We start from the raw sequence: 13,353 nt of genomic DNA, 5'->3' as shown, positions 1-13,353 counted from the left end.
GAGCTGTTGTAGCCCGCATGAGCGGAGCGATATGCGGGAAAGCAAAGACCCCGGATATCGCTGCGCTCATCCGGGCTGCGCTTGCTAACTCGACTGGAGTGCTTAACGTGATTGATCCCGAAAATTGGCTCGCAAATCGTGCTCTTGGCTACGCTCAACTGAATGAGCGAGAACGGGCTGCCATTGCGCACTTTTCTCTTCTATGGGGCCTGTTTGAGTTACAGGTAATGAACGCGCGGGCAAACGCTGTGGGTCTTGTTAGGAAAGTAGAGGATTGGGATTCGACGAGAGGACTCCAGCGCGATCCATTTGAAGGTGCGTTTCACTATTTCAGGTCTCGCTATTTCTTGAATGGAACCTTCGGTGATCTCTTCGAAGGACTAAGATTTGGACGGAGCGATTGCCGGAAGTTGGTCGAGGAGGCTCTGAGCCAAGAACAGCCAACTCCGAAGGACATGATTGCGGCGTTATTGTTGATCACGTATCGGCTGAGGAATAATTTATTCCACGGCGAAAAGTGGGCCTACGGAATTCGGGATCAACGCCAAAATTTCGAGAATGCCAATCAAGTTCTAATGCGGGCGCTGGAGTTGAGCTAGCGGACGCTAAGGCTAGCCGTTCCGCGAAGGCGCTCGGTCAAAGAGCGATGGTAGGAGGCTCTAGTTACAAGATAGTCTCATAATGAGAGGGGCCGGACTTTCACCCGGCCCCTGAGTTCGATGGAGTAGGGATATCCTTCACAGCACCCGATTGCTCTCCTTCACCTTCTCCGCATCCAGATACACGCTTGAGCCCATCTCCTTGAACTTCGCGCTCATCTTCGCCATGCCGTCCTCGGCGGTGCCGCTCATCGACATGCCCACGCTGTTCGGGTCGTTCAGCGTCGCCGCATAGTCCCGCACGTCCTGGGTGATCTTCATCGAGCAGAATTTTGGTCCGCACATCGAGCAGAAATGCGCGACCTTGTGGGCTTCCTTCGGCAGGGTCTCGTCGTGGAAGTTCTTGGCGGTGTCGGGGTCGAGGCCGAGGTTGAACTGGTCGCTCCAGCGGAAGTCGAAACGGGCGCGGGAGAGCGCGTCGTCGCGGAGCTGGGCGGCCGGGTGGCCCTTGGCGAGGTCGGAGGCGTGCGCAGCGATCTTGTAGGTGATGACGCCGACCTTGACGTCGTTGCGATCAGGCAGGCCGAGATGCTCCTTCGGCGTGACGTAGCAGAGCATGGCGCAGCCGAACCAGCCGATCATGGCGGCGCCAATGCCCGAGGTGATGTGGTCGTAGCCCGGCGCGATGTCGGTGGTCAGCGGTCCAAGCGTGTAGAACGGCGCCTCGCCGCACTCCTTGAGCTGCTTGTCCATGTTGATCTTGATCTTGTGCATCGGCACGTGGCCGGGGCCCTCGATCATGACCTGACAGCCCTTGTCCCACGCGATCTTGGTCAGTTCACCGAGCGTCTCGAGTTCGGCGAACTGCGCGCGGTCGTTGGCATCCGCGATCGAGCCGGGGCGCAGGCCGTCGCCGAGCGAGAACGAGACGTCATACTTGCGCATGAGGTCGCAGATCTCGTCGAAATGGGTGTAGAGGAAGCTCTCCTTGTGATGCGCCAGGCACCACTTCGCCATGATCGAGCCGCCGCGGCTGACGATGCCGGTGACGCGGTTGGCGGTGAGGTGGATATAGGACAGGCGCACGCCGGCGTGGATGGTGAAGTAGTCGACGCCCTGCTCGCACTGCTCGATCAGCGTGTCCTTGTAGAGCTCCCAGGTCAGTTTGACGGGATCGCCTTCGCACTTCTCCAGCGCCTGGTAAATCGGCACGGTGCCGATCGGGATCGGCGCGTTGCGCAGAATCCATTCCCGGGTGGTGTGGATGTTGCGGCCGGTGGAGAGGTCCATCACGGTGTCGGCGCCCCAGCGGATCGCCCACACCATCTTGTCGACTTCCTCTTCCACCGACGACGTCACGGCGGAGTTGCCAATATTGGCGTTGATCTTGGTGAGGAAGTTGCGGCCGATGATCATCGGCTCCAACTCAGCGTGGTTGATGTTGCAGGGGATGATGGCGCGGCCGCGCGCGATCTCGGAGCGGACGAATTCCGGGGTGATGAAGGCAGGGACTTCGGCGCCAAAGCTTTCGCCGTCGGCCAGCGCTGCCTCCGCGCGATCGAGCTGTTTTTTGCGGCCGAGGTTTTCGCGCTCGGCGACGTAGATCATTTCCTTGGTGATGATGCCGGCGCGGGCGAATTCGAGCTGGGTGATCTTGTGGCCGTCGAGGCCGCGCAGCGGCTTGTGGTGCGCGGTGAAGGCCTTTGCGGCATGCGAGGCGCCGACGTTGCCATTGTCCTCCGGCTTGATATCGCGGCCCTGATACTCCTCGACGCCGCCTCGCTCCTTGACCCAGGCGAGACGGTTGCGCGACAGGCCGGCGTTGACGTCGATGGTAACGGTCGGGTCGGTGTAGGGGCCCGAGGTGTCGTAGACCGGCAGGTTGGGCTCGCCGGCGCCCTCGGAGAGGATGATCTCGCGCAACGGCACGCGGATGTCGGGCGCAGCGTCCGGAGACGCGAAGATTTTTCGCGACGAGGGCAGCGGGCCGGTGGTGACGGCGGGAACGGTCTTGTCGGGGTTGGAGCGGATGTTCATGGGATCCTCCGTTGTATCTCTCGTTCAGGCGGCTTTGGCGGAATCGCCAAGCCATTGTTTGACTCGCGCGTCCGGGTCGGCGTTTTGGGTGACGTCGCTGACGACGGCGATGGAATCTGCGCCGGCGGCAAAGATCTCCGCGGCGTGCTCGAACTTGATGCCGCCGATCGCGACCAGCGGGATGCTGCCGATCCGCTTCTTCCATTCCGTGATCTTCGGAATGCCCTGCGGTTCGAAGCGCATCGATTTGAGCGTGGTGAAGAAGATCGGACCGAGCGCGACGTAGTCGGGCTCTGCGGCACGCGCGGTCTCTAGCTCCGCGTCGTCATGGGTGGAGATGCCGAGCGACAGGCCGGCCTCGCGGATGGCCTTGAGGTCCGCTTCCGCCAGGTCTTCCTGACCGAGGTGCAGATATTTTGCGCCGGCGACGACGGCCGCGCGCCAATAGTCGTTCACGACCAGCTTGGCCTGCGTGTCCTTCGTGATCGCCAGCGCATCGGTGACGATCTGGAGCGCGTCGGCATCGTTGAGGTCTTTCGCGCGCAGCTGGATGGTGCCGACGCCGAGCTTGGTCAGGCGTTCGACCCATTTGAGGCTGTCGACGACGGGATAGAAGCGATCAGGATACGGCATGCCAGAATGGTGTCCCAACGACAGGGGTGGAGGGGGAAGCGAAGTCGCGGGCGTTCATCAGCCCGGCTTCGTAGGCGGTGCGGCCGGCATCACAGCCGAGACGGAAGGCATTGGCCATCGCGACGGGATCGGCGGCTTTAGCGATGGCGGTGTTGAGCAGCACGGCGTCGTAGCCGAGTTCGAGCGCCTCGGCCGCATGCGACGGCGCGCCGATGCCGGCATCGACCACCAGCGTGATATCAGGCAGGCGCTCGCGCAGCAGTTTCAGCGCGTCGCGGTTGGTGATGCCGCGGGCCGAGCCGATCGGCGCGGCCCAGGGCATGACGACCTTGCAGCCGGCATCGACCAGGCGGTTCGCGACCGAGAGATCCTCGGTGCAATAGGGGAACACCTCAAAGCCGTCCTTGATCAGGATGGTGGCGGCTTCGACCAGGCCGACGACGTCGGGCTGCAGCGTGTCGTTGTCGGCGATCACTTCCAGCTTGATCCAGGATGTGCCGAACAATTCGCGCGCGAGTTTTGCGGTGGTCACGGCTTCGCGCACGCTGCGGCAGCCGGCGGTGTTCGGCAGCACGCTGACGTCGAGCTCGCGGATCAGATTCCAGAATGCGTCCCCGGTCTTGCCGCCGGCGGCTTCGCGGCGCAGCGATACCGTGACGATGTTCGAGCCGGAGGCACGGATCGCCGCCTGCATGATCGCAGGCGAGGGATACAGCGCGCTGCCGATCAGGAGGCGGGAGGGGAAGGATTTGCCGTAGAAGGTCACCATGTCCGAGGTGTCTCCTCAAGTTCAACTGTCGTCCCCGCGAAGGCGGGGACCCATACCGCGTGATTTCTCTTGGGGCACGTGGGGAGAGACCGGCCGCCATAACCGCTCCCTGTGGTTATGGGTCCCCGCCTTCGCGGGGACGACAAGTGGAGAGAGCGTGCCATCATCTCCCTCACCCTCCCTGCCGCGGCGTGATGATCTCGATCTCGTCGCCGGCCTTGAGGTGGGTCTCGGCCCAGCGGCTTTTCGGCACGACGTCGTAATTGAGCGCGATCGCGAAATGGGTGCCCTCGTAGTCGAGCTCGGCCAGCAGCGCGTCGACGCTTGCGGAATTCACCTCGCGCTGCTCGCCGTTGACGATCACGCGCATTGCATCACCTCATTGTCGATCTGGCCGCGCTGGACGTATTGCAGCGTCAGCTCGGCGAGCGCCGGTGCGATCAGGAAGCCGTGGCGGTAGAGCCCGTTAACGCTGATCTGGCCGCCACGAATGCCGATGCGCGGCAGATTGTCGGGGAAAGCGGGGCGCAAGCCCGAGCCGAATTCGACGATGCGGGCCTCGCCGAAAGCAGGATGCACGGCATAGGCCGCACCCAGCAGCTCCAGCGCGGAGCGCACGCTGACGCCGGTGTCCTCGGCCTCGATCGAGGTCGCGCCCAGCATGAACAGATTGTCCTCGCGCGGGATCACGTAGAGCGGCCAGCGCGGATGGATCAGCCGCACCGGGCGCGCCAGCCGCACCTCGCCGGTCTCGATCAAAATCATCTCGCCCTTGACGCCGCGCAACTCCGGCTGCTCGTCGCGCGCGCCGAGGCCGCGGCAGTCGATCACGATACCGTCGAGGTCTTTGGCGGAGACGTCGCTGGAGAACTTGATGATGCCGCCGGCGGCGCGGATGCGCTCGTGCAGCTTCGGCAGCACGCGGCGCGGCTCGACATGGCCCTCGGTCGGGAAGAACAGCGCGTCGCGGAAGCGGCCCTCCAGCGACGGCTCGAGCTCGGCAAGGCTGGTCGCGTCTAGCCGGCGGTGGCCTTCGGTCATCCGCGCAAAGCGCTCGAAATCGTTGCGCTCGCGCGGGTGGGCGACGACGAGCGAGCCATTGAAGGGGGTGTCCGGCAGCTCGCGCCGCCAGATGTCCAGGGAGCGCTGGCCGAGCCTGGAGATGATGGGTTCGGCGACCTCCGCCTCGCACCAGGGCGCGAGCATCCCGCCGGCCCAATGGCTGGTGGAATCGGTCATCGCGGCGTCACCGCGCTCGTGTAGCGTCACGGCATGGCCGGCCTGCGCGAACAAAAGCGCCTGCCAGGCACCTGCAATGCCTGCGCCGATGATGGATACCGGGGAATCCGGTCGCTTGGTGGTCTGCAACATCCCTGTCCCTTCGCCGGCATGACCCGGATCAGGTTCAAAGGGTCACCGCGGTCCTGGGCCTTCTGACCCATTTAGCGGTATCTCAGCTCCTCCTCGGAGCACCCCTCGGAACGGCTCTAATGTATGCCAGCGGGACGGGGTGGTCAACGCGCTAGCCACAGGGCTGACATTCCGGCGCGGTCCGCCGGACCGAACCCCGGGTGCGCAATTGCGCACCGGGGAAGCTCGAGATTCCGGGCTCGATGCTTCGCATCGCCCCGGAATGACGGTGGCTAGTGGTTGGGAACCTGCGCCCGCGCATTGCTGACGCGCTGGGCCAGCTTCTTATGCGGCGCCGTCCCGAGCATCGGCTGCGGATTGCCGTTCGGCTCGAGCCAGGTGTCGCCCATATTGGCGACCTGCATGGCCTCCTGACGCTGCCGCTTTGCAACGTAGTAATAGCCGCCCGCGAAATAACGCACGGCTCGGGCGTGGTCGCCGTTGGCGGCGCGATAGGCGCCGGCGAGGTATTTGACGGCGTAGGTGAGGTTGGTGTTGGGATCGCGCAGGCCGGCGGCGTCGCCGGTGTAGCCGACCCCGCGGGCGGTCGCGAGCTTGATCTGCATCAGGCCGATGGTGCCGCCGCGACCGATCAGGCCGGGCTGATAGCGGCTCTCGCGCATGATGACGCGATGCACCAGCGCTTCCGGCACGCCGTTGGCGCGGGCATGGGCCGCGACCATCTCGGCATATTCGGCTTCGCCCGCGAATGCGGCCTGGGGCAACATCAGCCCGGCCGCAGCGACCACGGCAATACGCAAAATTTTCATTGAATTATTCCTCGGCAGAACGAACCTGCACCCGTGCGCGTTAGGCCGTGGGAACACGGCGATGATGTGGCGAAACGCCGCCAGCGGCGATTTTCGCGGGGCCGTCGTTTTTACGACTCAAACCCAGGTTAGGATTGCACTTGGCGATGTGCGTTACGCGACAGCAGGTCTGTCTATTCGTGCATTCGCCCAAAAATCGCTATTCAAAATTCGGGAGAACGTCCATGACCCGAGCAGACATCGGCGACATCCCCAAGCAGAACCCCTGTGCGCAATGTGGGGCACCGATCCCGTCTCCGGACTGGATCGAGCCGGGCGAAGGCCGCGTTTCCTATCTCTGGAAATGCCACGCCTGCGGCTACCGCTTTGAGGCGGTGGCGATCTTCGATGAGCACCCGATCGAGCATCCGCCGCTCGCCGCCTGAGGCGTGCCTTACGCCGCCCGCCGCGGCTGCTGCCATACCGGCAACTGCATCCGCACGATCAGCCCGTGCGGCGCGCGGTCGTGCAACGACAATTCGCCGCCATGAGCGATCGCGATGGCGCGCGCGATCGACAGGCCGAGCCCGAAGCCGGTGTGCTCGTCCATGGTGCGCGCGTCGTCGCCGCGCGCGAACGGCTCCAGCATCTCCTGCTTGCGCGCATCCGAGATGCCGGGGCCGTCGTCCTCGACGTCGATGACGAGCCTGGTGCCTGATACGTCGAGGCGGATCGTCACTTCGGCGCCGAAGCGAACCGCGTTCTCGACGAGGTTGGTGACGCCCCGATGCAGCTCGTCGGGCCGCGCGGCGGCCGTAGCCGAAGCGGGGCCGTCATAGTGCACGACATGGCCCATGTCGCCGAACTGGTCGGCGATGACCTGGAGCGTGCTCGCGATGTCGACCAGCGTCACCGCCTCGATCTTGCGGTCGTTGCGCAGCAGCGACAACACGGATTCCAGCATCGAGCGCATCTGGTCGAGATCGATCAGCATGCGCCTTCGGTTGCCCTCGTCCTCGATGAACTCGGCGCGCAGGCGCAGCCGGGTGATCGGCGTTCGCAGGTCGTGGCTGATCGCCGCCAGCATCCGGGTGCGATCCGACATCAGCCGCGCGATCCGCTCATGCATGCGGTTGAGCGCGCGCGCGACCGAGCGGATCTCCTCCGGGCCGCGCTCGGGCAGCGGATCGGCCGCCCCGTCCAGGCTGAAATTCTCGGCGGCCCTGGCAAACGAGGACAGCGGCGCGGCCAGCGCGTAGGCCGCCCACAGGCCGAGCATCGTGACGCTGATCAGCGCGAACAGCAGCGTTATCATCCAGGGGCCGCCCCAGAACCGCGGCGGATGCGGGCCCTGCTCGACGCGGCCTGCGATCACGCTGCCGTCGGGAAGCTCGACCGCGACGCGGTGCACGCCGAAATTCGGGGGCAGCGCGACCACCTTGTACTGATGGCCGAGATGCCGGCGCACGTTGCGCAGATGCGGGCCCTCCCTGTCGTCGGCGACGGAGAAGGTCCCCGGCGCGAGGAGCTCGATGCCGGCCTTCGGAAACGCACGCACGATATTGGCGAGGATGCGCGGCCGCTCGCTCGCATCCGTGCCGTTGAGCAGCAGCGCCGCGTCCGCGAGCTGATGGGCGGCGTCGGGCGGCGGCTCGGCCCGGTCCGGCCGGCTGATCAGAAAGCTGGCGGTGAGGATCAGATGCAGCGCGACGATCGACGCCACCACCAGCGCGGCGATCTGTCCACCGATGCTTTTGAGGTGGAAGAAGCGGAACGGCGTCATGACGACCGCTCCACTAACTGCCCAGGGTCGCCGCGACCGCTTCATTGCCAGCTGCTTCAGTCCCGGCCGCTTCGGTTCTGGGCGTGAACAGATAGCCGCCGGAGCGCACCGTCTTGATGATGGTGGGATCGGCCGGATTGGGCTCGATCTTGCGGCGGATGCGGCTGACCAGCACGTCGATCGAGCGCTCGAACGAGCCGGTGTTGCGCCCTTGCGTGAGGTCGAGCAGGCTGTCGCGCGACAGCACGCGGCCGGGCCGTTCGCAGAACGTCCGCAAAAGATCGAACTCGGCGCTGGTCACCGCGACGCGCGCGCCTTCCGGATTGCGCAATTCGCGCAGGCGCAGATCGATGCGCCAGCCCTCGAAGACGAGCGTGGAGGCGCCCTCGATCGAGCTTGCCGCCTGGGCTGCGGCCTGGCGGCGCAGCACCGCGTTGATGCGTGCGAGCAGCTCGCGCGGGTTGAACGGCTTCGGCAGATAGTCGTCCGCGCCCATCTCGAGGCCGACGATGCGATCGACGTCCTCGCCGCGCGCGGTCAGCATGATGATCGGCGTCTGCGCCTCCGAGCGTACCTTGCGGCACAGGCTCAAGCCGTCCTCGCCGGGCAGCATGACGTCGAGGATGATGAGGTCGACCCTGTGATCGGCCAAGGCACGCGACATCTCCCGACCATCGCTCACGGTGGTGACGTTGCAGGCGTTGTTGCGCAGGTACTTTGCAATCAACGTCCGGGTTTCGCGGTCGTCCTCGACGACCAGGATGTTGGGATTGGCCATGCGCTTTGTTTGTCCAAGATTCGGGCCAAAAGGCGAAGATTTTTGTTTCGGATTGTTTCTGCCTGTCCGGGCGCAACAGCAGGCAATACCCGGGCAGGGAAGCGGCAAGGTCTCGTTAAGGCCGCTAACCATACCGTGGCGGTGTCGCTTACGAAACCCCGCAAAAGCCACGGAGCCATTATGACCTCGATTTCGGCGGCCTCCGCCGGTAACTACCAGTCGCCCCTGCAGCGGCTTCAGCAGCAATTGCAATCGGACGTTTCCGACGGCACGATCTCGTCGTCGGACCAGTCGGCGCTCTCGACGGCGCTGACCGATATCGACACCGCCTTGCAGTCGAGCCGATCCAGCGATCAGTCGAGCGGCACGCGTCCTTCCAAGGACGAGATGAAGTCGAAGATCGACGATCTCATCGCCAACGAAGTGTCGAACGGGACGCTGACCTCGGACCAGGCGGACGAACTGAAGAACGTGTTTCAGTCCGCTTTCGCCAAGGGGCCCGGCGGCGCCGGTGGCCCCGGTGGTCCGGGTGGTGCGGGCGGACCGCCGCCCGGTCCGCCGCCGGATGACAGCTCGTCGGATTCGTCCTCGACGGACTCGACCAGCAGCACGTCGACCAACACGACCACGGCGGACATTCTCCAGCAATTCCTCCAGGCGCTCCAGCAGTCGCAATCGTCGAGCGCGTCCTACGGCGCCAACGGCAGCTCATTCGGCGGTTCGGATTTCTCCGCACTTCTAATCGACTTCAAGAGCTGACCTGAGCGACGCAGGTCGGCGCGTTCCTCGCCGCGATCGTGCTTCACCCAGGGCGCATGATCGTCGGCGGGGAACTGTGCATCAGGAACGTTCCTCATCGAACGTTCCTGAGTGACGCAGGAACTTTCATCGCAGCGCAGCGCCATCATCGCGTGACGAAATTGCCGCAGAAAAGGAACTGCGGATGATCGCCGCTGTTCTCTCCGCATAAGCTTTCTGCTGAAGGAGAGGACAACAATGTTGATGAAATCGATCGCCGCCGGCCTTGCCGGCACCGCACTGCTTGCGACCGTTGCGTTCGCGCAAAACCCGACCGCCACCACCGACAAGGCAGCGCCCGCGGCCACCACCACCACCACCACCACAACGACGACGACTGCGTCGGGCGAGTGGCGTGCCTCGAAGATGTCGGGCCTGAAGATCTACAACGACGCCAACGAGAACATTGGCTCGATCAACGACCTGCTGATGGACAAGAGCGGCAACATCAAGATTGCCGTGATCGGCGTCGGCGGCTTCCTCGGCATGGGCGAGCATCTGGTCGCCGTCCCCTACGAGAAGCTGAAGTTCGTCAACGAGGCCGTCGCCTACACCGGCACGGGCGCGAAGCCTGCGGCGACCACGACCACCGGCGCTGCGACCGGCACCGAGAAGACCACGACGACGACGGCTACGACCGCCTCGTCCACGTCGAAATGGTATCCGGACCACGCCGTGTTCAATGCCAGCAAGGACGAGCTGAAGAACATGCCCGAGTTCAAGTACTCGGAGTAATGCTGCTCACGTGACGGCCGAAACGAAGCGCGCCCGGTTTTCACCGGGCGCGCTGTCGTGTCTTTCGTCTTTCACCTCTCCCCGCAAGCGGGGAGAGGGAGAAGACGTTCAGTGCGTCACCAGCGGGCAGCCACCCTTGTCGAGCGGACGGAAGGCTTCGTCGCCGGGGACGGTGGCGATCAGCTTGTAGAGGTCCCACTCGCCCTTGGACTCCTCCGGCTTCTTCACCTCGAACAGATACATGTCGTGCACCATGCGGCCGTCGATGCGGATCTTGCCGTTCCTGGCGAAGAAGTCGTTGACCGGCGTTTTGCGCATCTGCTCCATCACCTTCGGCGCCTCGTCGGTCTTGATGGCCTCGATCGCCTTCAGATAGTGCATGGTCGCCGAGTAGAGACCGGCCTGGATCATGGTCGGCATATGACCGACCTTCTCGTTGAACCGCTTCGAGAAGGCGCGCGTCTCCTCGTTCATGTCCCAGTAGAACGCGTCGGTGACGATCAGGCCTTGCGTCGCCTTGATGCCGAGCGAATGGGTGTCGGTGATCTCCTGGAGCAGCGCGATCATCTTCTGGCCACCCTGAACGAGACCGAATTCGGCCGCCTGCTTCAGCGCGTTGGTGGTATCGCCGCCGGCATTCGCCAGCGCGACCACCTTGGCCTTGGAGGCCTGGGCCTGCAGCAGGAAGGACGAGAAGTCCGAGGAATTGAGCGGATGGCGGACCTCGCCGAGCACCTTGCCGCCGCTCTCCTTGACCACGTTGGCGGCGTCGCGCTGCAGCGCCATGCCGAAGGCGTAGTCGGCGGTGACGAAGAACCAGGTGTCCTCGCCGCGCTTCACCATCGCCTTGCCGGCGACGTTCGACAGGGCATAGGTGTCGTAGGTCCAGTGCACGGTGTTGGGCGAGCAGGCGACGCCGGTGATGTCCGATGACCCGCCGCCGGAGTTGATGTTGATCTTGTTCTTCTCGCGCGTCAGCGCCGAGATCGGCAGTGCCACCGAGGATGTCGGCACGTCGAAGATCGCGTCGACCTTGTCGTTGTCGTACCAGTTGCGGGCGATGTTGACGCCGACGTCGGGCTTGTTCTGGTGATCGGCGGCGACCACCTGCACCGGCTTGCCCGCGACCTTGGCGCCGTAATCGGCAACCGCCATCTCGACGGCGGCGAGCGAGCCCTTGCCGGTCGCGTCCGCATAGAGGCTCGACATGTCCGTGAGCACGCCGATCTTGACGACATCGTCGGAAATCTGCGCCTGCGCCGCGCCTGACGAGGCGGCGAGAGCGAGGCCGGCCGCAACCGCGGCGATGAGTTTTTGCATATGTCTCTCCCTGTGTGTTGTTGTTGGGGCGTTGTTGCAGGGACAGTTCTAGCGACAATCGGTCGCGGCAGCTAAGCCAAAGATGCGTGAGGGGGTGGAGAAATAAGCAGGGCGCGGCGGTGTTTCCTTCGCCTCTCCCCGCATGCGGGGAGAGGCTGCAGCGCATCGAAGATGCGATGCGGGTGAGGGGGACTCCCTCAAGAAAGGCGAGACGATCGAGCGGCGCCGCGAAGCCGGCGTGTAGCACTACGCGATCGCGCCGGACAAGCAGATGGAGGTGCCGAACGTTGACAAGCATGCGGCGTAGACCAGCCCCCATTTGAACGGCACGTCATCACATCATGCCCCGCTTCGGAAACGAGCGGGTTTCGTTTCGCCCAATCATCGCAGCTCAAGTCTCTCGCCGGAGTTGTGGTCCCTCGGAGAAATGATCATAGTGACGATCCGCAACCCGAACAGCGGGCGGGCCAAAGTTTACCTTTAAACATTTCAGGTGAGGGGCAACATGTTTGATTTCAACGGCAATTCCGTCAACATTGGCAGCATCCCCGTCAATGTTGAAGTCGATGGCGTCCACGTCAGTGTTGAGAGCCTTCTAAAGATCTCGGGAAACTTCAATCCTGTCTCGTTCGCTGCGAGCACAGCTTTCAGTGTCTTTGCGTCGTTGTTCAATGCAGCAAAAGAACGCGCTCTACTCAGACAACAGATTGATCTGCTCAACGATATTCGTGACCGGCTCGACGCTCTAAATCAAACAGCTGCAGCAATCCTGCATGCTTTGAACGCCTTACCTGTGACCATTCAACACATCGTCCGCGACGAACGCCTGAACGATCATTATGCGCTGATCGAGTCAAACATGCAGAAGTTCGTCAGTAATTCTGCCCATCGCGTTTTCCCGCAGGATCTCGAGAAGATCCGGGACGAGTTCTTCGCACTCGCAGAGGCCGAAACGAGGATCAGCAACATTGCCAAGTTTGTTCACTACGTCGAGTTCATGAACTTTATCGATAAAGGCGAATACCAGGATTTCCTGCGCAGCTGCCTCCGCAAACGCATTGTGTTTCTTAATTTGCTCATGGATGATCTGGTCAAGAAATTCGCGACACGCTACTTCACTTTGACCAGCGAGCTCGCAAACAGCTACACCAATTTCACAACCCGTCCGATGGAAGTCGATAACCTCACAAATGAAGGCACCTACTTCAATGGTCTAATGCCCGCTCGCGCCAAGCTGCGCATCACAAGGAACAGGCCAATTTGACGATGTGCTGCTTGAGTATACCCCGTTCTCGAACGAAGAGGTGATGCAGCACCTGTCGAGCACGCACCTGACCTATGCGAGCAAACAGAACTTCAGCTTCGACATGCATGCCGCAATGCTTCGCTGCCGCGGTAGCGATAGCGACGATACAGAGTGCCGCACCTACCAAACCAGTTTGGGCGGAGGGTTCCAGGAATATCAGCGGCGCGAGCAACTGATGCGCGCTGCCTACGATGCTTTCAAGCACGCCGTGCCAGAAATAAACGAAGACATCGCCCGCTTCGCCGAGCTTGAACAGTTGAGGAATTCTCTGGAGAAGTGCGCCGCGTTTGACTACGCGGCCAAGCTCCGCGGCGCGAAAGATCATATCCGACGCAACTAGCACTACTTTGGCAGAATGTGTTTGCGCCCCTGTTTTTCAAGGATTTGCTTTCGGCAATATGGGCACTGCTGAGACGGCGGCCGAAGGATGAGATCG

General features: G+C 63.1%; 15 protein-coding genes and 1 riboswitch. Of the genes, 6 read left to right on the top strand and 9 right to left on the bottom strand.

The window, feature by feature from the left end; translation table 11 throughout:
* Positions 1 to 107 precede the first annotated feature (107 nt).
* Positions 108 to 599 (top strand): hypothetical protein, encoded by a 492-nt coding sequence (locus CT676_RS14030; RefSeq protein ID WP_135214818.1) that lies wholly within the window; start codon positions 108 to 110, stop codon positions 597 to 599.
* Between the two features lie 138 nt (positions 600 to 737).
* Here the strand turns inward: CT676_RS14030 and thiC are convergent, their stop codons facing one another.
* From thiC to CT676_RS14000, 6 genes are all read right to left on the bottom strand, one after another.
* Positions 738 to 2,636 carry a phosphomethylpyrimidine synthase ThiC gene (gene thiC / locus CT676_RS14025; protein WP_085405145.1) on the bottom strand — a complete coding sequence of 633 codons (1,899 nt, stop codon included), beginning with the start codon at positions 2,634 to 2,636 and terminating at the stop codon, positions 738 to 740.
* A 24-nt stretch (positions 2,637 to 2,660) separates the two neighbouring features.
* The gene (locus tag CT676_RS14020; protein ID WP_085405144.1) at positions 2,661 to 3,269 is read right to left on the bottom strand and encodes a thiamine phosphate synthase; all 609 of its coding nucleotides are present in this window, start codon (positions 3,267 to 3,269) and stop codon (positions 2,661 to 2,663) included.
* Positions 3,256 to 4,038 carry a thiazole synthase gene (locus tag CT676_RS14015; protein ID WP_135214817.1) on the bottom strand — a complete coding sequence of 261 codons (783 nt, stop codon included), beginning with the start codon at positions 4,036 to 4,038 and terminating at the stop codon, positions 3,256 to 3,258. The genes CT676_RS14020 and CT676_RS14015 overlap by 14 nt, the downstream gene beginning before the upstream one ends.
* A gap of 172 nt (positions 4,039 to 4,210) precedes the next feature.
* On the bottom strand, positions 4,211 to 4,408 hold the full coding sequence (thiS, locus tag CT676_RS14010; RefSeq protein WP_028153774.1) for a sulfur carrier protein ThiS: 198 nt from the start codon (positions 4,406 to 4,408) through the stop codon (positions 4,211 to 4,213).
* Complete coding sequence (locus CT676_RS14005) at positions 4,399 to 5,409, bottom strand: FAD-dependent oxidoreductase (protein WP_085405142.1); 1,011 nt, start codon at positions 5,407 to 5,409, stop codon at positions 4,399 to 4,401. The genes thiS and CT676_RS14005 overlap by 10 nt, the downstream gene beginning before the upstream one ends.
* Positions 5,397 to 5,525, bottom strand: a riboswitch (TPP riboswitch). Its footprint overlaps the gene before it by 13 nt.
* 156 nt (positions 5,526 to 5,681) lie before the next feature.
* Entirely contained in the window at positions 5,682 to 6,218 is a 537-nt protein-coding gene (locus CT676_RS14000; protein ID WP_085405141.1) for a lytic transglycosylase domain-containing protein, read from the bottom strand.
* Positions 6,219 to 6,442: 224 nt separating this feature from the next.
* Here CT676_RS14000 and CT676_RS13995 point away from each other — a divergent pair, with 224 nt between their 5' ends.
* On the top strand, positions 6,443 to 6,643 hold the full coding sequence (locus CT676_RS13995) for a hypothetical protein (protein WP_028153771.1): 201 nt from the start codon (positions 6,443 to 6,445) through the stop codon (positions 6,641 to 6,643).
* An 8-nt stretch (positions 6,644 to 6,651) separates the two neighbouring features.
* Here CT676_RS13995 and CT676_RS13990 read toward each other — a convergent pair whose 3' ends face one another.
* Positions 6,652 to 7,980: an ATP-binding protein gene (locus CT676_RS13990; RefSeq protein ID WP_085405140.1), complete on the bottom strand. Its 1,329-nt coding sequence runs from the start codon at positions 7,978 to 7,980 to the stop codon at positions 6,652 to 6,654.
* A 13-nt stretch (positions 7,981 to 7,993) separates the two neighbouring features.
* Positions 7,994 to 8,758: a response regulator gene (locus CT676_RS13985; RefSeq protein ID WP_085405139.1), complete on the bottom strand. Its 765-nt coding sequence runs from the start codon at positions 8,756 to 8,758 to the stop codon at positions 7,994 to 7,996.
* A gap of 180 nt (positions 8,759 to 8,938) precedes the next feature.
* Between CT676_RS13985 and CT676_RS13980 the strand changes: the two genes are divergently transcribed.
* Entirely contained in the window at positions 8,939 to 9,517 is a 579-nt protein-coding gene (locus tag CT676_RS13980; RefSeq protein WP_085405138.1) for a hypothetical protein, read from the top strand.
* Between the two features lie 237 nt (positions 9,518 to 9,754).
* On the top strand, positions 9,755 to 10,291 hold the full coding sequence (locus CT676_RS13975) for a PRC-barrel domain-containing protein (RefSeq protein WP_135214816.1): 537 nt from the start codon (positions 9,755 to 9,757) through the stop codon (positions 10,289 to 10,291).
* A 108-nt stretch (positions 10,292 to 10,399) separates the two neighbouring features.
* Here the strand turns inward: CT676_RS13975 and CT676_RS13970 are convergent, their stop codons facing one another.
* Positions 10,400 to 11,611, bottom strand: a complete 1,212-nt coding sequence (locus tag CT676_RS13970) for an ABC transporter substrate-binding protein (RefSeq protein ID WP_085405136.1) — start codon at positions 11,609 to 11,611, stop codon at positions 10,400 to 10,402.
* Between the two features lie 505 nt (positions 11,612 to 12,116).
* On the opposite strand from CT676_RS13970, the gene CT676_RS13965 reads away from it, so the two are divergent.
* Together CT676_RS13965 and CT676_RS44005 are read left to right on the top strand one after the other, a co-directional pair.
* The gene (locus tag CT676_RS13965; protein WP_135214815.1) at positions 12,117 to 12,875 is read left to right on the top strand and encodes a hypothetical protein; all 759 of its coding nucleotides are present in this window, start codon (positions 12,117 to 12,119) and stop codon (positions 12,873 to 12,875) included.
* A 43-nt stretch (positions 12,876 to 12,918) separates the two neighbouring features.
* On the top strand, positions 12,919 to 13,257 hold the full coding sequence (locus tag CT676_RS44005; protein ID WP_167768048.1) for a hypothetical protein: 339 nt from the start codon (positions 12,919 to 12,921) through the stop codon (positions 13,255 to 13,257).
* The last annotated feature ends 96 nt before the right edge of the window (positions 13,258 to 13,353 follow it).

This window comes from Bradyrhizobium sp. MOS001, assembly GCF_004634465.1.
In the GTDB taxonomy this organism is placed as follows: domain Bacteria; phylum Pseudomonadota; class Alphaproteobacteria; order Rhizobiales; family Xanthobacteraceae; genus Bradyrhizobium; species Bradyrhizobium barranii.
This window is presented reverse-complemented; position numbering and strand designations above follow the sequence as displayed.